The following is a 17,754-nucleotide window of genomic DNA, read 5'->3' as shown; positions in this document are numbered from 1 at the left end:
GGGCGGTTGCTACTTCGGGGGAATGGCATCCCAGATTCCGCCGCCCGAAGTTATTCGCGTCTCGTCACTCAGCGTCGCTTGCGACGGATCGGGCGAAGTCACGCCCGAGCTTGGGCACCCCCGAGTGTACCTGCGCATCGAGGAAGACACCGGCTTCGTCGAGTGCGGCTATTGCGACCGGCGCTTTGTCCTTGAGGGGGGACCTGCGGACTCTGGCGCATGATTGCGCAAGACCCACGTCACTTTCTTTATCGCAGCCTCGATCCAGATGCGGCGCGGCGGCTCGCGGCGAAGCACCTGTCGAGCCATGATGATGGCGAGCTTTATCTTCAATATAGCGCGAGCGAGGCGTTCGGCTTTGACGACGGCCGGCTGAAGACCGCCGACTATCACAGCGATTCGGGCTTCGGATTGCGTGGCGTGACGGGGGAGATGACGGCCTTTGCTCACGCCAATGAAATCAGCGAGGCGGCGATCGAGCGCGCGGCGGCGACCTTGCAGTTGCTCGATCCGGCGAAGGGCGCACCAGCACCCCCGCCGCAGCGCACCAACCAGGCCATGTACGGCCCGGAAGATCCGCTGGTGCTCGTGCCGTTCGCGGAGAAGGTCGCGCTGTGCCAGAAGATCGATGCTGCGGCCCGCGCGCGCGACCCCCGCGTCGCGCAGGTCAGCGTCAGCCTCGCCGCCAGTTGGAACGTCATCGATATCGTTCGCGGCGACGGCTTCGTCGCCAGCGACGTTCGCCCCCTCGTCCGGCTCGGCGTTCAGATCGTGGCCGAGCAGAATGGCCGTCGCGAGACCGGCTATCACGGTCTTGGCGGACGTTATCTCTACGGCCGGCTGTTCGAAGATGCCGAGTGGAATCGCGCGATCGACGAAGCGCTTCGCCAGGCGCTGGTCAACCTCGATTCCGTCGCCGCGCCGGCGGGTGAAATGCCCGTGGTGCTCGGGCCGGGCTGGCCGGGCGTCCTGCTCCACGAAGCCGTGGGGCACGGCCTTGAGGGCGACTTCAACCGCAAGGGCACCTCGGCCTTTTCGGGGCGGATCGGCGAGTGGGTCGCTGCGCCCGGAGTCACCGTGGTCGACGATGGCGCGATGGATCGCCGCCGCGGTTCCCTGACCATCGACGACGAGGGCACGCCGACCGGCCGCACGACCCTGATCGAGGACGGCATCCTCAAGGGCTATTTGCAGGACCGGCTCAACGCCCGGCTGATGGGCATGGCGCCAACCGGCAACGGGCGACGCGAAAGCTTCGCCCATGCGCCAATGCCGCGCATGACCAACACCTTCATGCTCGGCGGCAAGGATGACCCGGCCGAGCTGGTCGAGCGTGTCACGGACGGCATTTACGCCAAGAGTTTTGGCGGCGGGCAGGTCGACATCACCAGCGGCAAGTTCGTGTTCTCGGTAACCGAGGCCTATCGCATTCGCGGCGGCAAGATCGCCGAGCCGGTCAAGGGCGCGACCCTGATCGGCGACGGCCCGACCGTGCTGACCCGCGTGAAGGGCATCGGCAACGACCTCGCATTGGACGAGGGCATCGGCATTTGCGGCAAGGGCGGCCAGAGCGTGCCCGCTGGCGTCGGCCAGCCAACCTTGCTGATCGACGGCCTCACGGTCGGGGGCACGGCCGCGTGAGCGGGGAGGACTGGCGCGGCCAAGTCCTCAAGTTCTGGTTCTCGCTCACTTACGACCAATGGTGGAACGGCGACGCCGCGCTCGACCACCGCATCAAGCAGGTCTTCCTCAAATTGTGGGCGGAGAAGCGCGAACTCCCCGCGGATGCGTTCCTGAGCGACGGGCTCACCGCGCTGGCGGCCGTGATCCTGTTCGACCAGTTTCCACGCAACATGTTTCGCGGCCACGCCGATCAGTTCGCGACCGATCATCTCGCGCTCGCGATCGCCAGGGGCACTGTCGACAGAGGGCTGGATGAGCAGCTTGAACCGCAGGAGCGCGGGTTCCTGTACATGCCGTTCCAGCACAGCGAGGACTTGGGCGACCAGAACCGCTCGCTCTTGCTGTTCACCGAGCTCGGCGACGAGCGGCAGCTTAAATATGCCAAGCTTCATCGCGACATAATCGCGAAATTCGGCCGCTTCCCGCATCGCAACGCCATGCTCGGGCGAGCGCCCCGCCCGGCGGAGCTGGCGGCGGGCAAGGTCACGCCCTGGTGACGGAGCTTGTGGAGGCCGCGCGGTTCAACTGGGCCTATCAAGCCGAGCTGTTCCGGATCTTTCTCGAACAGCATGGTGTCGGAGCCGTCGTGTTCGACACGCAGGCCTCATTCTATGCCGACGGCGCCATCACCGGTGTTCGGGTCATGGTGCTCGACGAAGACCTGCCCGAGGCCGAGCGCCTGTTCGGGGCCTACGACGCTTAAAGCAGGTGCGCGATCGGGCCGGGGTCGAACCCGGCCTGGACTAGGTTCGCGCTAATCTCTTCCGATGAAGCGCCCTCTTCCCGATGGGCCAGCGCGCAGGCGAAGGCCGAGCGCGAGCCCGACCGGCAGAACGCCAGCACCTTGCCATCGCCCGCCGCCTGCATCGCGTCCTGCATCGCCTCGACGTCGGCGGGGCCGATGCCGCGAATGATCGGCACGAAGCGATAGGCGATCCCCGCCTGCTCGGCCGCGGCCTCGATATCCGCGGCCATCGGCTGGCCGGGCTCTTCGCCGTCGGGCCGGTTGTTGACCAGTACGGTCACGCCCATGCCGGCGAGCCCGGCAACCTCCTCCGGAGCGATCTGGCCGCTCACCAAAGTCCGGTTGCCGAGCTCCCGGATCATCAGCGTCCGCGTTCGCCCTTGGTCGGCGCCGGAGCGGGCGCCGGCGTAGGGGCGGGTGCCGGGGCGGCCGGCGCTGCCGTCGCGTTGGTCGGGAGCCCATAATATTCGAGGTACGGTTCGATCTTCGGATCGTGGCCGGCCCAGGCACGGTACATCTCGGCATAATCGAGCGTGTTGCCGCGCGACAGGACCAGGTCGCGGAAGCGCTGCCCGTTGGCGCGGGTCAGGCCGCCATTGGCCTCGAAGGTCGCGAACGCATCCTGGCCCAGCATGCGGGTCCACGGATAAGCGTAGTAGCCCGCCGAATAGCCGTTGCTCCAGATGTGCAGGAAGTAGTTGGAGCGGTAGCGCGGCGGCACGATGTCGGTCGCAAAGCCGCTGGCTGCGAGCGCCTGCGCTTCGAACTTGTCGACATCCTGCAGCGGCGCGGTCGCCGGCAGCGAGTGCCAGTCGAGGTCTAGACGCGCAGCCTCGAGCACCTCGCCATTCTCATAGCCCTGGTTGAAGGTGCGCGCGGCCTTGATCTTGTCGACCAGCGGCTGCGGCAGCGCCTGCCCAGTCTGATAATGGACTGCGTAGTGGGGCAGGATCTTCGGATCGAGCGCCCAATTCTCGTTGAACTGCGAGGGGAACTCGACGAAGTCGCGCGCGACGTTGGTGCCTGACAAGGTCGGGTAGGTCTGCGCCGCGAACATGCCGTGAAGTGCGTGGCCGAATTCGTGGAACATCGTCGTCACGTCATCGAAGCTGATCAGCGCCGGCTGGCCGGGCGCGGGCTTGGTGAAGTTCTCGACGTTGAACACGACCGGGATCGTGCCGCGCAGATAGGACTGATTGACGAGGTTCGACATCCACGCGCCGCCGGCTTTGTTGTCGCGCTTCCACGGGTCGATGTAGAACAGGGCCAGTTGCTTGCCGTCCGAGTCATGGACGTCGAACACCTGCATGTCGGGGTTCCACGTCGGGATGTCCGTACGCTTGGTGAAGGTCAGGCCGTAGAGCTGGTTCGCGGCGTAGAAGACGCCGTCGTTCAGCACCTTGTTGAACTCGAAGTACGGCTTCAGCTCGTCCTGGTTTAGGTCGTAGCGGCTCTTGCGAATCTGCTCCGCATAGTAATTCCAGTCCGCTGCCGTCGGCTCGAAAGTCGCACCCTGTGACTTGGCAAGGGCGACGATGTCGGACCATTCCTGGCGCTCCTTGGCGGCCGTCCCCGGCGCGAGGCGGTCGAGGAAAGCGACGGCCGTGTCGCGGTTCTGCGCCATCTGATCGTAGAGCGTGTAGTCAGCCCAGTTGGACTTGCCGAACAGCGCAGCCTTCTTGGCGCGAAGCTGCGCGATCTCTCGGATCACGGCCCGCGTGTCATTGGCATCGCCATGTTCGGCGCGGTTGAGGCTGGCGTCGAGCAGCTTCTGGCGCGTGTCGTGGCTGGTCAGCGAATCGATCGACGGCTGCTGCGTCGTGTTTTGCAACGGCAGTACATAGCCCGCGACCTTGCGCTCCTTCGCCGTTTCCTGGGCGGCGGCCAGCTGCTCCGGCGAGACGCCGGCCAGCGCCGAGGCGTCGGCCACGTGAAGCGCGCCGGCCTTGGCGGCTGCAAGCAGCTTTTGCCCGAACTGGGTCTGAAGTGTGCTCAGGCGCCCGTTGAGGGTCTTCAGTTGCGCTTGCTTCGCCGGGCTGAGCTCGGCGCCCGAATGGACGAACTGCTTGTAATAAACATCGAGAAGCTTGGCCTGCTCGGGGTTGAGGTTCAGGCTCGCCTGGTTGTCGTGCAGCGTCTTGAAGCGCTGGTAGAGCTTCTGGTTCAGGTAGATGAAGTCGTTATGCGCGGCGAACAGCGGCGCGGTCTTGGTGTCCGTCGCCTGCAACGTGTCGTTAGTGTTGGCGCCGTTGACCGCCGAGAAGGCGAGGTTCGTGCGCTCGAGCAGCAGCCCGGAACGCTCCATCGCCACGACTGTGTTGTCGAAGGTCGGCGCGTCGGGATTGTTGGCGATCGCGCTGACTTCCCGCTTCTGCTCGGCCATGCCGGCGAGCAAAGCCGGCAAATAATCGCTGTCCTTGATGTGGGCGAAATCGGGCGCCTGGAACGGCAGCGTGCTCGGCTTGGCGAACGGATTGGTCGCGGCGAGCGTCGCGGCAGCGGCGGCCGCTGGCTTTTTGGCGGCGGCAAGGGCCGGGCCCGCGGCCAGCGTAATCGCGGCGGACGCAAGCAGGAGATGACGGATCATGGGGTTCCTCGGCTTATCTTTCGGGAAGGATCGCCGCTCTTTAACAACTTGGCCGCTTGCGCAAGCATGAATGTTATTCGGCGGCTTCCGCAGTCTCTTCAAGCAGTTGCTCGGCCGCCTGGCGGGTCCACAAATCAGCGTAGAGCCCGTCCAGGTCGAGCAGCTCCTCGTGCGTCCCGCGCTCGACCACCTTGCCGCCGTCGAGCACCACTATCTGCTCGGCGTTCACGACCGTGGACAGGCGGTGCGCGATCATGATCGTGGTTCGGCTTTCGGCGACCCGGTCGAGCGTTTCCTGGATCGCCTGCTCGGTCCGGCTGTCGAGCGCGCTGGTAGCCTCGTCCAGCACCAGGATCGGCGGGTTCTTGAGCAGGGTGCGGGCGATCGCCACGCGCTGCTTCTCGCCGCCGGATAGCTTCAGTCCGCGTTCCCCGACCATGGCTTCATAGCCTTCGGGCAGGCTGTGAATGAACTGATCGATCGCGGCGCCCTGTGCGGCAGCTTCGATCTGGGGCTGCCCGGCGCCATCCCGCCCATAGCCGATGTTGTATCCGATCGTGTCGTTGAACAGCACGGTGTCCTGGGGGACGATGCCGATCGCGCCGCGAAGGCTCGACTGGGTGACTTTCGCGATGTCCTGGCCGTCGATCGTGATGCGCCCGGCCGACGGATCGTAGAAGCGATAAAGCAGGCGGCCGATGGTCGACTTGCCGGCGCCCGATGGGCCGACGATCGCGCAGCTGGTGCCCGCCGGGATATCGAGGTCGAGGCCCTTCAAAATGTCGCGGCCGGGCTCGTAGCCGAACCGCAGCTTCTCGAAGCGGACGTGGCCGCGGCCGACCTTGAGGGGTGGCGCACCGGGGGCGTCCACCACTTCTGCCGGCGTATCGAGCAGGTTCCACATCGCCTCCATGTCGATCAGGCCCTGGCGGATCGATCGATACACCCAACCCAACAGGTCGAGCGGCCGGAAGAGCTGCAGAAGCATCGTGTTGATGAACACGACATCGCCGGGCGTGAACCGCCCCTTGCTCCAGCCCCAGACGGTGTAGATCATGGCGCCGGCCATCATCAGGTTGGTGATGAATGCCTGCCCGATATTGAGCCACGCGAGGCTGACTTCGTTGCGCACGGTCGCTCGCGCAAAGGCGCCGATCGCTTCGTCGTAGCGGCGCGCTTCGCGCTCCTCGGCGCCGAAATATTTGACCGTCTCGTAATTGAGTAGGCTGTCGACCGCGCGCCCGATCGCCTTGTTGTCGACGTCGTTCATTTCGCGCTGGAGCTTGGCGCGCCATTCGGTGACCTGGCGCGTAAAGACGATGTAGATCGCCATCATCGCCAAGGTCGCGGCGACGAGGCCGGCGCCAAATTTTATGAAGAAGATGACGCACGCCGCGGTCAGCTCGATCAGGGTCGGGCCGATGTTGAACAGCAGGAAATAGAGCATCATGTCGATGCTCTTCGTCCCGCGTTCGACGACCTTGCTCAGCGATCCCGTGCGCCGTTCGAGGTGGAAGCGCAGCGACAGGTCGTGGATGTGCCGGAACACCTGTCCAGCCAAGCGCCTGGCGGCAGTCTGGCCGACCTTTTCGAACAAGGCGTTGCGCAGATTGTCAGACAGGACGCCGGCGAAGCGCGCCGTGGCATAGCCCGCGACGAGGCCTGCGATCACGCCGAACGCGACCGTCTTCGCCGACATGCCGTCGATCACCGCTTTGTATGCAAACGGCATCAGCAGCACCGCTGCCTTACCGGCCAGCACGAGCACCACCGCTGCAATCACGCGCAGCTTCAGTTCGGCTTCGCCCTTCGGCCACAGCAGCGGGAGGAACCGCCACAGCGGGCCGAACCCGCTCTGCGGTCCTGTCTTCGGATTGTCGCTGGATGCCATCGCGACCCTACGTAGGAAGGCAGGCCGCGCTGAGCAATTGAAGCCCTGCGAAATGACTGGAACCACTGATTAAATTGTCGGTTCTGATCCCGCTGACAAACGGGGACGAACATGGGACCGGGTTATTTCGTAATCGCTATCTTGGGCTGCGCCGACGGGGGCAGCGCGTGCACGCCGGTGGCGACGCTCCAGACCCGCTATCAGAATGCGGAGCAGTGCGCCGCCGCGACACCAGCCGCGCTCGAAGCCAATACCCAGTTCGACTTTCCGACCCTCGTCGCCCGCTGCCGCTCCGGCTCGGCCCGGACAAGCGCCGACGCGCGCCCCGCCCCCGTCATCCCCGCAAGCGCGCGGCGCGGCTAGGCGCAAGGAACCGTGCTCAAGCGCCGCGGGTTTGAAGCGGCATGAAAGCGAACGCCACCAAGCCAAAAATTCCGCGCGGCAAGCGCGGCGTGAGGCCTGCATCGAGCAAGGCCAATCAAGCGACCGCGAAGGAATTCGAGCGCGAGGGCATGGGCGTCGCGCCCAAGGAGTAGGAGTTTGATCATGTCCGACGTGATGGAGCCGATGGTCCATGAGGATCAGCTTCCGGGACATGAGAGCCAGCTCGAGCCCAAGCCAGATTGGCAGCCTCGGTACGAAGGATCGGACCGGCTCAAGGGCAAGGTTGCGCTGATCACCGGCGCCGACAGCGGGATCGGCCGCGCGGTCGCCGCCTTGTTCGCCCGCGAGGGCGCCGACATCGCCATTTCCTACCTGTGCGAGCATGACGACGCGAAGAAGACCAAGGAGATCGTCGAGGGCGAGGGGCGCAAAGCGATCCTGATTGCCGGCGACCTTGGCGATAAGAAATTCTGCTTGGACGCGGTCAGGAAGACGGTCGAGGAGCTGGGCCAGCTCGACATCCTCGTCAACAATGCGGGCGAGCAACATTATGACGAAGATCTCGCCAATATCAGCGAAGATCAGCTCAAACGCACCTTCCAGACGAACATCTTCAGCATGTTCTACCTGACCCAGGCGGCGCTCCCGCATCTCACCAAAGGTTCGGCGATCGTCAACTGCACCTCGGAGACGACCTATAAGGGATCGCCCGGGCTGCTCGACTACAGCTCGACGAAGGGGGCGATCCTCGGCTTCACCCGCAGCCTCGCCAAGAATCTCGTCGAGAAGGGCATTCGTGTGAACGGTGTCGCGCCGGGCCCGATCTGGACTCCGCTCAACCCCTCGGGCGGCCAGCCTCCCGAAAAGATCCCCGAGTTCGGAAAATCGACCCCGATGAAGCGGCCGGGCCAGCCGAACGAGGTCGCGCCCTGCTTCCTGTTCCTTGCCTGCGAAGACTCGAGCTACATGACGGGGCAGGTGCTCCACCCGGATGGCGGAAACACAACGTCAAGCTGATCAGCGGCTGGCGAAATTTCCCAACAGACGGCGGAATTGCCCAGCAAAATCTGCCGCTCGATACTTGCGATCATTGAAAACACAAGACTTTTTCAATTTGGCACGGCCATTGCAATGATAATGGCACGGACCCGGCAGTCGGGCCCGCCGAATTGAAAAGGGGTTTTCGATGTTTGCTTCTCTCTCGACCGCCCGTGAGACCGCCACGCTCTTCGCCGGCGCTTTCATTTCCGCGCTTCTGCTCGTCTCGGCCGCGACCTCGCTGCCGATCGCCTGAACCCCCCGGATATAGGGAAGAACAGTATGAACGGACGCTTCCTCGTCAACCGGCGCGACGCCAAGGTCATGGGCGTCGCCGCCGGGCTTGCCGACTACACCGGCATCGACCCGCTGATCATCCGCCTCGGCTTCGTCGCCGCGACCCTGATCACCGGACCGCTGATGGTCCTGTTTTACGTGCTGGCCGGGCTGCTCGCGCCGCATCAGTAAGCACTCGCCCTCGCACATTTGAACGATGCGCGCTAAGCAGCCCACGAAGCGATCAGGACTTCTGGGAGACCGACGTGCGCAAGCTTCTGTTCGCTACCGCCATCATGTTCGCTGCAGCGCCCGCCACGGCGGCGCTTCAAGTCGGCGCCAAGGCGCCTGATTTCACCACTACCGGGGCCGTTGCCGGAAAGGCGTTCAAGCTGCATCTTGCCCAGCAGCTGAAGAAGGGCCCGGTCGTCCTTTACTTCTTTCCCAAAGCCTTCACCTCCGGCTGCACTGCCGAGGCGCACGCCTTCAGCGAATCGATCGCCGACTTCAAGAAAGCCGGCGCGCAGGTGATCGGCATGTCGGCCGACCCGCTGCCGGTGCTCAAGGACTTCTCGGTCAAGGAATGCCGCAACGCCTTTCCCGTCGCGACGGCGACGCCCGCGACGCAGAAAGCCTATGATGTCGCCTGGGCGGCACACCCCGGAATCACCACCCGCACCTCCTACGTGATCGATCGCCGCGGCAAGGTCGTGATGGTCCATGATGACCTCGATTTCAGCCAGCACGTCGCGCGGACCTTGGCCGCGGTAAAATCGCTGAAGTAGCGTCCGTGCGGGGGGTCATCATCGCCGGCCTGATCGCGCTTGCGGGTGCCGCGACCGCCGAGCCTACTGCTTTTCTCTACGACCCGAAGCCCCGCTGGGCCGAGGACCCCGATCCCGAAGTGGTGTGCGAGGCGGTTCGCGCCGAATGCCAGGGCGTTCTCAAGGAGGGGGGGATCGAAGCCGACTGGGTCTACGACGCGCTGTACGATGCCGACGGCATGCTGGTTGGACTGCGGACGGTGAAGTCGACCGGGTGCAAGCCGCTCGACGAGCATGAGGTGCTCGACCATCGTCATTTCCTGACCGTATTCACCAAGGAAGGCCAACCTGACCTCGACGACATCCACGCCGAGCTTGCACCCGGTACGCCCAAGGATGCGGTTCGCATCGTCAAACGCGATAGCATGTCAATCTCGTTTGGCTGCTGATCAGACGGCGACGTAGACCCAGGCCAACCGGCCAGATTCCAGCCTCACCTCGATCCGCGAGTAGGCCGCGACTTCGTAATCGTCCGTCGCTCTGAGCTCGGCGTCGGTCAGGTCAAACAAGGTCCCCGCCACCTGGTCATCCGCGTTGCCCGTTTGCCGAGCGATCACGTGGATCGACTTCCCGCTCAGCCTGACTACCTGTGGATCGTCGATCGAGATCTGCTCGAGCCGATAGCCGGCGAGCGTGTCTGAGTGACCATCGAGCTCCCGTCCGTAATTCGCGAGCTGAACTTCCCGCTGTTGCAACGTGCCATAGGAAAAGAGGGCGGGCATCAAAAGGCTCAGCTGTCGTCCAGCTTCCGCACCGTTCCTTCGGTCGTCGCGACGACAACCCCGAATTTGCGCACCTTGGTCGAGGTACGGGCTACCGACGCGTCGGGGGTCGGGCTCAACCATTGCTCGGCATTGAGGTTGCCCTTCATCTTGAACCGGAAGACGTACCGGTCCCCGACCTGCTGAATGTCGACCGGGCCGGACGCCTCCGACATGGTGCCGGTGTAATGTCCAGGTCCGACTCGACGAACCCGCCAGCGACGCTCATGGGTCTGCTTCCCGTCATCCTGCACATGCTGGATCAACGTCAGGCTGCCGTCAGCCTCGATCCGCCCGAGGCCCAGGCTTCGCGACTTATACGGCTTCTTGAAAAGCACTTTCACAAGCCCCTGCGTCTCCGTCCTGCCGCTGAAGAATCGGAGAGGATCGGCGACTTCCTTGGGCGCCGCGGGGGACGCGAGGCAAACCAACGGGGCAATGAACAGGCAACGTGCACGGAAATTGGTCATCGAGGCGGGTTGAACCACATTTAAACGAGAGCAGGAAGGGCGGTTTCGTCTGAATTCGGGCTTGTCTTCATCACCGCTCGGTGGCTGTCTGAGGGCGATGCAGCAGATCCCAGAATGGAATGCTCCCACCCCGGAGGAGTTCCGCGAGCATATCGCGGCCCGGCGAGCGCCGGCAGTTCTGCGGGGGACCGCGGCCTCGTGGCCGCTGGTCAGGACTGCGCTGGACGATCCGCACGATTGTATGGCGCTGATGTCCCGTCAGGCGAGCCGGGAGCTGATCGACGTAATCCGCGCCGATCCGGCTCAGCATGGACGCTTCCATTACGGCAATGACGAGGGACTGAACTTCGAACGGGGATTCGCGCCGTTGCCGGTATTTCTCACCGTGCTTCGAGAGCAGGAACAGCAGGCGCATCCATATGCGATGGCTGCCCAAGGGGCGATTGCCGAGCGTTACCTGCCCGGCTTTCGAGCTTCCCATCCGATGCCGCTCGTGCCGCCAAGTGCCGAGCCTCGCCTATGGATCGGGAATGCGGCAAAGGTCGCTACCCACAATGACCCCACCGACAACATCGCCGTCGTCGCTGCAGGGCGAAGGCGCTTTACGCTGTTTCCGCCCGAGGCCGAGGACGATCTCTACATGGGCCCCGCCAGCCCCAGCCCGGCAGGGACGCCGGTCAGCATGGTTCACGTAACCGCCCCCGATTTCGGCACCTACCCCGGTTATCAGGCGGCGCTCGACAAGGCGCTGGAGGCAGTGCTCGAACCGGGCGACGCGATCTTCATTCCCGCCGACTGGTTTCACCATGTCGAGGCGCTTGAGCGTTTCAACCTGCTGGTAAATTATTGGTGGCCCAAGGGCTCGCCTGCCCTGGCGTGAGCGTCTTATGAAATCTCGGTAATTCAGGGAACTTTTCCGCTTCCGCCGCTCGTCACTCGAAGGCCGCAACTCGGCGATAATCTCGCCACCGTAAGGCGTTGTCCGCCGTTGAATCCGGCATGATGACTACGTCCAGAATGCAGTATGCACGAGCCAGCGTCGCCGCGATTGCCGCGGTCATGGCGCTTTCCCCAACCTATGCGGCCCCGCCCAAGCCGATCGTTGACCTGTCGCAAAGCCCCGCGCTGAACGGTCAGGATAACGCGGCCCCGGCGTCGAAGAAGGACGCCCAGCCCGATCGGACGACGATTGAACTCGGCGCCGGCGCGCTGGCGTTGCTGGTCGCCGGCGGCGCAGCGGTTGCCATCAGCAGCCGGCGACGTCGCCGCGAGCAGGAATCGTGGCAATTCGACGAACAATCGGAAGCTGCGATGCGGCCCGAGCCGGCGCCTCCGATGAACATCGCCGAGGGACAGCCAGCCATGGTCCCGCCGCTGATGTCGGCCTTCGACTTGGGCAATGGGCCGCGTCGCGAGACGGCCGATAGCAGCGATTGCGAGCAGCTCGAAAGCTGGGTCGACCGCGCCAAATGCGGACCAACGCCGGACAATCCGTCGCAGTCGCTAAAGAAGCGGCTGAAGCGGGCGGCCTTCTTCGAGAAGCGGGACCGCGAGGTCGCGGCAGGTGAAGCTGCACCGATCGACCCGGATGCAGGCCTTCCGGAAAGCCTCGAGGAAACTGCTTAGTCCCTACTCTCAAGGAAAGGAGAGCCGCCGTCCGAAAACGGACGGCGGTTCCGCATTCAGCCGCCGCAGGTCTCCGCTCCGCCGGTCGACCACATTCGGGTCAGCGAATAGCTCGACGAAGTGCTGATCACGACCGCGTCTGTCCTGCAGCGCCTGAGCTGGAAGCGGACCTTGCGCGCCTTGAAATCCAGGGACACTCGCTTGAACGATTCAAGCAGGTCCGTCCCCAGCAACAGTGCGGGCTCGTCGGCCAGGCCGAACAGCTTGAATGGCGGCACGTCGGCAAAGGCAATCGGCACGTCACGAAGCATGACGGGCCCGAGCTGCAGCTCGTCGATCCGCGCGATCTGCAATTTCATAGAGACCCCGGTGACGCCCGTGGCCACGACCGTCTCAAACTTGGTCCGGCCCTTGCGCAAAAGCTTGTCGCGTAGAGCCGTGTTGCCGATCGTCACTTCCGACCCGGTATCGATCACCGCATCGAGCGACAGTCGCGAGGCGCGGACTTGAGTCAGGATCAATTGGCCGCGCTCGCGCCGGGCGATGATGACGATGTCGCGCGGGTCATATTTGGGCGCCTTGGACGCGTCCTCGACCTTGATCAGCCTTTTCTCGAAGTCGAGCATCAGGCGTTGCTTGGAGAGGGCATCAATACCGATCAGTCCGTCCCCGCCGACATCGGACTCCTTAAGCGCGGGTAGCTCAAGGTTGTGCACCGTCGTCGGGCCGAGCGTCAGCTGGTCGACGCGCACGCGATCGACCAGGTTACGCGACGTGGTAGCATTGAGGATCGCGGGGGTGCCCAACGGCAACTCCAGATCGTGGGCCACCTTAAGCCCGACCACCGAGGTATCGGCTCCGCTGTCGACGACGAATTTATAGGGACCCCGCGCGTTGACCAACACATCGACGTAGAGACGGGTGTCGATCTTCTTCGCCTTGAGATCGTCGCCGGCGATGTCGAGCGCGTTGTCGAAGACCGCAGGCGGTAGCGCCGGCACGTTGGGCGTCGAATTGGGCGCCGGCATCGGCTTGCGGATTACCGGCGGGTCGGCCGCGATCGCGGCTCCTGCCACGGCGGCGATGGTCAGCCCTAATGCAATGGGCAATGCGCGGCGCATTTTTGCTCCCCTCGAGCGGACGTCGATCCTTTTACGCCGGCGGCGCGCGGCGCTCCATCCCCAATAGACGGATGACGGGCAGGTTCGACGGGGGAGGGACCAAAGACATCTCGCGCAGGCCGATGTAGAACCGCGAAATCAAGCATGGGAGAGACCGATGGCCAAGGGTCAGGTGAGAAAGAACAAGGAAGCACGCAAGCCGAAGAAGGAGAAGCCGAAGACGATCGCGGCTAATCCCAAGCGGTCGAGCTAGGGGGCGGGCGCATATCGACGCTCGAATCGCTTCCTTCATAAGCGTGGCTTGGGGGCGGGACCGTTGGTTTGATTGGCGAAGGGAGCAGGCCGCTTTTAGCTGAGCAACGCGGTTTTCCGCCGCCAGTGGCTTACTCCGATCCACCGCGTTCGCGGCATGACCCAAGGGGAACAGCTTAATGGAAACTGCTCAGGACGGCGCTGGCGTGCGCTTTCCGCCGCCGCTCATCTACATCATCGCCCTGGTCATCGGCGTTTATGCCGGACGAGCGCTGAACCTGTCGCATCTCGGTCTGAGCCATGCAGTCCGCGACATTCTCACCGGCGGATTCCTCATCGCGGGCGTCATCGTGATGTTTGCCGGCGCCGGGCTTTTGAGGAGCCGCAAGACCAACATCATTCCGTTCAAGCCCGCCACCTGCCTGGTCGACACCGGCATTTACGGGATCACCCGCAATCCGATGTACCTCGGCATGGCGCTGACTTACGTCGCGCTTGCGATCCTGTTCGATAGTGTGGGCGCGCTGGTCCTGCTCCCCGTCGTCATCGCGGTCACGCAGACGCAGGTCATCGCACGGGAGGAGGCTTACTTGGAACGCACGTTCGGGCGCGACTATCTGGCGTACAAGGGCCGGGTCAGGCGCTGGATCTGAGGAGCTACGATCACCTACGGGTTGGGCAGAAGGTGCCGCCGCACTTCTTCGCCATGTAGGTCTCGCTTTCGATGAGCCACTTGCCCCCGATCCGCCGCCACTTGGCGACATAATCGCCCGACGCCCAGTTGCGCCTCGCGGACAGCTGGTACCCGCGCCACTTGCCGATCTCGAACGCCATCGGGCCGACAGCAGAAACTTGGATGCTCGTGGGAGTTCGGACGTAGGACCGACGCTTGGGTCCACTGAGATCCTCGCGCCAAAGCGCTAGTTGAGCCGCCTTTCCAGACACGATGATGCTGTCGGCGCCAGTCATCATCTGCGCGTCGTCAGCAAGAAACTGGGCCACGCCACGGACACTCCCGGCAGCGAGCGCGCGGTTGAAGGCGGCGCGCTGGGCACGGACGGCACGCTCGGCCTGGGCAACGTAGGGCGCCTGAACCGCGGCCAAGACTAGAAGCGCCAGCATCATTCGGCCGCCGGCAAGTAGATCTCCCCGCCTTCGTCGTGAAAGCGCTTGCTCATCTCCGCCATGCCCTCGTTGGCGTCTACCGAGGCGGCTTCTTGTTCCTGCAGACGTGCGAAGTCTCGAACCTCCTGGGTGATCTTCATCGAGCAGAACTTGGGCCCGCACATCGAGCAGAAGTGGGCGGTCTTCGCACCTTCGGCCGGAAGGGTCTGGTCGTGATATTCCTCCGCCGTATCCGGATCGAGCGACAGGTTGAACTGGTCGCGCCAGCGGAACTCGAAGCGGGCGCGTGACAAAGCATCGTCGCGGAGCTTGGCGGCCGGGTGGCCCTTGGCAAGGTCGGCCGCGTGGGCGGCGAGCTTGTAGGTGACGACCCCGACCTTCACGTCGTCGCGGTCCGGGAGCCCGAGATGCTCCTTGGGCGTGACGTAGCAAAGCATTGCCGTACCGAACCAGCCGATCATCGCCGCGCCGATGCCCGACGTGATGTGGTCGTAGCCGGGCGCGATGTCGGTGGTCAGCGGCCCCAAGGTGTAGAAGGGCGCTTCCCCGCAGCTTTCGAGCTGTTTGTCCATGTTCTCCTTGATCTTGTGCATCGGCACGTGGCCGGGGCCCTCAATCATCACCTGGCAATCGTGCTCCCACGCCTTCTTCGTTAATTCCCCAAGCGTGTAGAGCTCGGCGAACTGCGCTTCGTCATTGGCGTCGGCAATTGAGCCGGGACGAAGTCCGTCGCCAAGCGAGAAGGCGATGTCGTACGCCTTCATGATCTCGCAGATCTCATCGAACCGCTCGTAGAGGAAACTCTCGCGGTGGTGGGCGAGGCACCACTTGGCCATGATCGATCCGCCGCGGCTGACGATGCCGGTGACGCGCTTGGCGGTCAGCGGGACGTAGGGCAGGCGGACGCCGGCGTGGATAGTGAAATAGTCGACGCCCTGCTCGGCCTGCTCGATCAAGGTGTCGCGGTAGATCTCCCACGTCAGGTCCTCGGCGATCCCGCCGACCTTCTCCAGAGCCTGGTAGATCGGCACGGTACCGATCGGCACGGGCGAGTTGCGGATGATCCATTCGCGCGTGTCGTGGATGTTGCGGCCGGTACTGAGGTCCATGACCGTGTCCGCGCCCCAGCGGATCGCCCACACCATCTTGTCGACTTCGGACGCGACGTCGGAGGCGACTGCGCTGTTGCCGATGTTGGCGTTGATCTTGACCAGGAAATTGCGGCCGATCGCCATCGGCTCCGATTCCGGGTGGTTGATGTTGTTGGGGATGATGGCGCGGCCGCGGGCGATCTCATCGCGGACGAATTCCGGGGTGACGAAGTCGGGGATCGCTGCGCCGAAGCTTTCGCCGTCGCGTGCGGAATTCAGCGCTTCCTCGCGGCCGAGGTTCTCGCGGATCGCGACATATTCCATCTCCGGCGTGATGATGCCGCGTCGCGCGTAATGCATCTGAGTGACGTTGGCGCCGGGCTTCGCGCGGAGCACGCGCTTGCGAACATTGGGAAAGGGCTGAACGCCCCCGCTGCGGTCGGGGCCGAGTTGTCCGTTGTCCTCGGGGCGGACTTCGCGCTGGGAGACTTCTTCGATATCGCCGCGGGCCCGAATCCAGTCGCGGCGGAGCTCGGGAAGTCCGGCCATGATGTCGATGCGTGCTATAGGGTCGGTGTAGGGCCCGCTGGTGTCGTAGAGCACGACCGCGGGCTCGCCCGCCGAGGGCTCGAGGTCGACCGCGCGCAGGGCGACGCCCAGCGGGCCGACGTGAATCTTACGACTGCCGCGGATCGGGCCGGTGGTGACTTTCAACTCAGTGCGTGCAGGCGCGTCGGCCATCTTCTCTCTCCCTCCACCGGTGCTAGCCCGATCAGGTTCAGCGGGTCGCGGCCGGATTGCCGCCTCTCAGCTCTCGCGAGCTCCCCGGGGAAGAGTCGTCATTAAGACGCGAAAGGGGCGCGCGCCAGTGACGCACGGCCCTTCACGAAACCAATTTTCTGTAGCGTTACTTCGGACGCTGCGTCGCAGCCGCGGCGGCCGCCTTGCGCTCGGCGTCGCTCAGCACGCCGTCGTGATTGGTGTCGACCTTGTCAAACAACGTGAGCTGCGGCGAACGATATTCGTCCGCGGTCACCTTGCCGTCCTTGTTCTTGTCGAGCTGGGTTACGAGCGCAGCGCCGTTCGGAGCCTTGGTCGGCGTGGTCGGCGCGGCGGCCATGAATTCGGCCTTGCTCAGTTGGCCGTCCTTGTTCGTGTCGAGTTTGGTGAACTCCGCGTCGACGCGGGCGCGAAAGGCCGCCAGGCGCCGTTGCTGGACAGTCGACTCAGCCGCCTGGAGCTCGGCCGCGCTCAAGGTGCCGTCGCCGTTGGTGTCGATCGCCTTGAAAGTCGCATCGGCCCCCTTGATGAGATTTGCCCGGGTCGCGGTCTGGGCCGGTGCGGCCGCGGGCTTTGCGGCGGCCGGAGCTGCAGCGGGCGCAGCCGCGGTTGCAAGCGCCGGAGCGGCGCCAAGCGCCAGCAGCGCCGCAAGCGAAGAATAACGAATGACCACTCTAACTTCCCCCTACACAGATCGTGGAGTTTTCAATGACGGCGTCACGTAGCGATTCGCGCCGGCGCCGTCGACTACGGCTATGTCGGCGAGCTTACCTTGCTCTCAACTGAACTGGAACATGAACAATCGGCGACCGCCAACGCGGCCCTAATATATAGCACGCGCGCGAGAAACGCCTTTGGCCGGAGCCTGTTACTGTGGCGCGGGTGCCACAGCGACGGGTGCAAAAGGCGCTAATCTGCAATTCGGATCAACTTTTCGGCTTTGCTTTTCCCCATTTGCGTGGATAAGCCACACTTACGGGAATGTCTCGCCTGGGGGCGGGCTGCGTCGCGTGCCATCTGGCGCGGTCCATACGCGGTCCTTCAAGTGGGGCAGTTCCAAGTAGTAACAATGGTCCGCGGCCGCGGGCTAAATACAGGGG

At 64.2% G+C, this 17,754-nt stretch carries 22 protein-coding genes; 13 read left to right on the top strand and 9 right to left on the bottom strand.

Annotation, left to right across the window (positions count from 1 at the left end; genetic code table 11):
• The first annotated feature begins 22 nt into the window (after positions 1–22).
• From AC4K8G_RS07595 to AC4K8G_RS07580, 4 genes are read left to right on the top strand one after another with little or no spacing between them, the layout of a single operon-like run.
• Complete coding sequence (locus AC4K8G_RS07595; RefSeq protein WP_491733553.1) at positions 23–223, top strand: zinc-finger domain-containing protein; 201 nt, start codon at positions 23–25, stop codon at positions 221–223.
• Complete coding sequence (gene tldD, locus AC4K8G_RS07590; protein WP_491733552.1) at positions 220–1,641, top strand: metalloprotease TldD; 1,422 nt, start codon at positions 220–222, stop codon at positions 1,639–1,641. The genes AC4K8G_RS07595 and tldD overlap by 4 nt, the downstream gene beginning before the upstream one ends.
• Positions 1,638–2,180, top strand: coding sequence for a DUF924 family protein (locus tag AC4K8G_RS07585; protein ID WP_491733551.1), 543 nt, complete (start codon positions 1,638–1,640; stop codon positions 2,178–2,180). The genes tldD and AC4K8G_RS07585 overlap by 4 nt, the downstream gene beginning before the upstream one ends.
• Positions 2,177–2,386, top strand: a complete 210-nt coding sequence (locus AC4K8G_RS07580) for a putative signal transducing protein (protein ID WP_491733550.1) — start codon at positions 2,177–2,179, stop codon at positions 2,384–2,386. The genes AC4K8G_RS07585 and AC4K8G_RS07580 overlap by 4 nt, the downstream gene beginning before the upstream one ends.
• On the opposite strand, the gene AC4K8G_RS07575 is transcribed toward AC4K8G_RS07580, so the two are convergent.
• The 3 genes from AC4K8G_RS07575 to AC4K8G_RS07565 form a co-directional block, all read right to left on the bottom strand.
• A complete protein-coding gene (locus tag AC4K8G_RS07575) occupies positions 2,383–2,790 on the bottom strand; it encodes a protein tyrosine phosphatase family protein (protein WP_491733549.1) in 408 nt (135 codons plus the stop codon). The genes AC4K8G_RS07580 and AC4K8G_RS07575 overlap by 4 nt on opposite strands.
• On the bottom strand, positions 2,790–5,015 hold the full coding sequence (locus AC4K8G_RS07570; protein ID WP_491733548.1) for a M3 family metallopeptidase: 2,226 nt from the start codon (positions 5,013–5,015) through the stop codon (positions 2,790–2,792). Before AC4K8G_RS07570 ends, AC4K8G_RS07575 begins: the two co-directional genes overlap by 1 nt.
• A 73-nt stretch (positions 5,016–5,088) precedes the next feature.
• Positions 5,089–6,906, bottom strand: a complete 1,818-nt coding sequence (locus AC4K8G_RS07565) for an ABCB family ABC transporter ATP-binding protein/permease (protein WP_491733547.1) — start codon at positions 6,904–6,906, stop codon at positions 5,089–5,091.
• Between the two features lie 111 nt (positions 6,907–7,017).
• Between AC4K8G_RS07565 and AC4K8G_RS07560 the strand changes: the two genes are divergently transcribed.
• The 6 genes from AC4K8G_RS07560 (at position 7,018) to AC4K8G_RS07535 (ending at position 9,817) form a co-directional block, all read left to right on the top strand.
• Complete coding sequence (locus AC4K8G_RS07560) at positions 7,018–7,269, top strand: hypothetical protein (protein ID WP_491733546.1); 252 nt, start codon at positions 7,018–7,020, stop codon at positions 7,267–7,269.
• 41 nt (positions 7,270–7,310) lie between these two features.
• The gene (locus AC4K8G_RS07555) at positions 7,311–7,442 is read left to right on the top strand and encodes a hypothetical protein (protein WP_491733545.1); all 132 of its coding nucleotides are present in this window, start codon (positions 7,311–7,313) and stop codon (positions 7,440–7,442) included.
• 10 nt (positions 7,443–7,452) lie between these two features.
• Positions 7,453–8,307, top strand: a complete 855-nt coding sequence (locus AC4K8G_RS07550) for an SDR family oxidoreductase (protein ID WP_491733544.1) — start codon at positions 7,453–7,455, stop codon at positions 8,305–8,307.
• Between the two features lie 303 nt (positions 8,308–8,610).
• Complete coding sequence (locus tag AC4K8G_RS07545; protein ID WP_491733543.1) at positions 8,611–8,796, top strand: PspC domain-containing protein; 186 nt, start codon at positions 8,611–8,613, stop codon at positions 8,794–8,796.
• 104 nt (positions 8,797–8,900) lie between these two features.
• On the top strand, positions 8,901–9,389 hold the full coding sequence (locus AC4K8G_RS07540) for a peroxiredoxin (RefSeq protein ID WP_491734435.1): 489 nt from the start codon (positions 8,901–8,903) through the stop codon (positions 9,387–9,389).
• A 5-nt stretch (positions 9,390–9,394) separates the two neighbouring features.
• Positions 9,395–9,817: a hypothetical protein gene (locus AC4K8G_RS07535; RefSeq protein WP_491733542.1), complete on the top strand. Its 423-nt coding sequence runs from the start codon at positions 9,395–9,397 to the stop codon at positions 9,815–9,817.
• Here AC4K8G_RS07535 and AC4K8G_RS07530 read toward each other — a convergent pair whose 3' ends face one another.
• Complete coding sequence (locus AC4K8G_RS07530) at positions 9,818–10,150, bottom strand: gamma-glutamylcyclotransferase family protein (protein WP_491733541.1); 333 nt, start codon at positions 10,148–10,150, stop codon at positions 9,818–9,820.
• An 8-nt stretch (positions 10,151–10,158) separates the two neighbouring features.
• A complete protein-coding gene (locus AC4K8G_RS07525) occupies positions 10,159–10,659 on the bottom strand; it encodes a DUF3833 family protein (RefSeq protein ID WP_491733540.1) in 501 nt (166 codons plus the stop codon).
• Positions 10,660–10,756: 97 nt separating this feature from the next.
• On the opposite strand from AC4K8G_RS07525, the gene AC4K8G_RS07520 reads away from it, so the two are divergent.
• Positions 10,757–11,539, top strand: a complete 783-nt coding sequence (locus AC4K8G_RS07520) for a cupin-like domain-containing protein (RefSeq protein WP_491733539.1) — start codon at positions 10,757–10,759, stop codon at positions 11,537–11,539.
• A 179-nt stretch (positions 11,540–11,718) separates the two neighbouring features.
• Entirely contained in the window at positions 11,719–12,285 is a 567-nt protein-coding gene (locus tag AC4K8G_RS07515; RefSeq protein WP_491733538.1) for a hypothetical protein, read from the top strand.
• 56 nt (positions 12,286–12,341) lie between these two features.
• On the opposite strand, the gene AC4K8G_RS07510 is transcribed toward AC4K8G_RS07515, so the two are convergent.
• A complete protein-coding gene (locus tag AC4K8G_RS07510; protein WP_491733537.1) occupies positions 12,342–13,406 on the bottom strand; it encodes a retroviral-like aspartic protease family protein in 1,065 nt (354 codons plus the stop codon).
• 431 nt (positions 13,407–13,837) lie between these two features.
• On the opposite strand from AC4K8G_RS07510, the gene AC4K8G_RS07505 reads away from it, so the two are divergent.
• On the top strand, positions 13,838–14,311 hold the full coding sequence (locus tag AC4K8G_RS07505) for a methyltransferase family protein (protein WP_491733536.1): 474 nt from the start codon (positions 13,838–13,840) through the stop codon (positions 14,309–14,311).
• Positions 14,312–14,321: 10 nt separating this feature from the next.
• On the opposite strand, the gene AC4K8G_RS07500 is transcribed toward AC4K8G_RS07505, so the two are convergent.
• The 3 genes from AC4K8G_RS07500 to AC4K8G_RS07490 form a co-directional block, all read right to left on the bottom strand.
• Positions 14,322–14,783, bottom strand: a complete 462-nt coding sequence (locus tag AC4K8G_RS07500) for a YybH family protein (protein ID WP_491733535.1) — start codon at positions 14,781–14,783, stop codon at positions 14,322–14,324.
• Complete coding sequence (gene thiC, locus AC4K8G_RS07495; RefSeq protein ID WP_491733534.1) at positions 14,780–16,615, bottom strand: phosphomethylpyrimidine synthase ThiC; 1,836 nt, start codon at positions 16,613–16,615, stop codon at positions 14,780–14,782. The genes AC4K8G_RS07500 and thiC overlap by 4 nt, the downstream gene beginning before the upstream one ends.
• Before the next feature lie 166 nt (positions 16,616–16,781).
• Complete coding sequence (locus AC4K8G_RS07490; RefSeq protein ID WP_491733533.1) at positions 16,782–17,327, bottom strand: EF-hand domain-containing protein; 546 nt, start codon at positions 17,325–17,327, stop codon at positions 16,782–16,784.
• Positions 17,328–17,754: the final 427 nt, after the last annotated feature.

The sequence above is a fragment of the Sphingomonas sp. SP3 genome, from assembly GCF_058514305.1.
The sequence above is the reverse complement of the archived record's forward strand: the minus strand, read 5'-3'. Positions and strand labels throughout refer to the sequence as shown.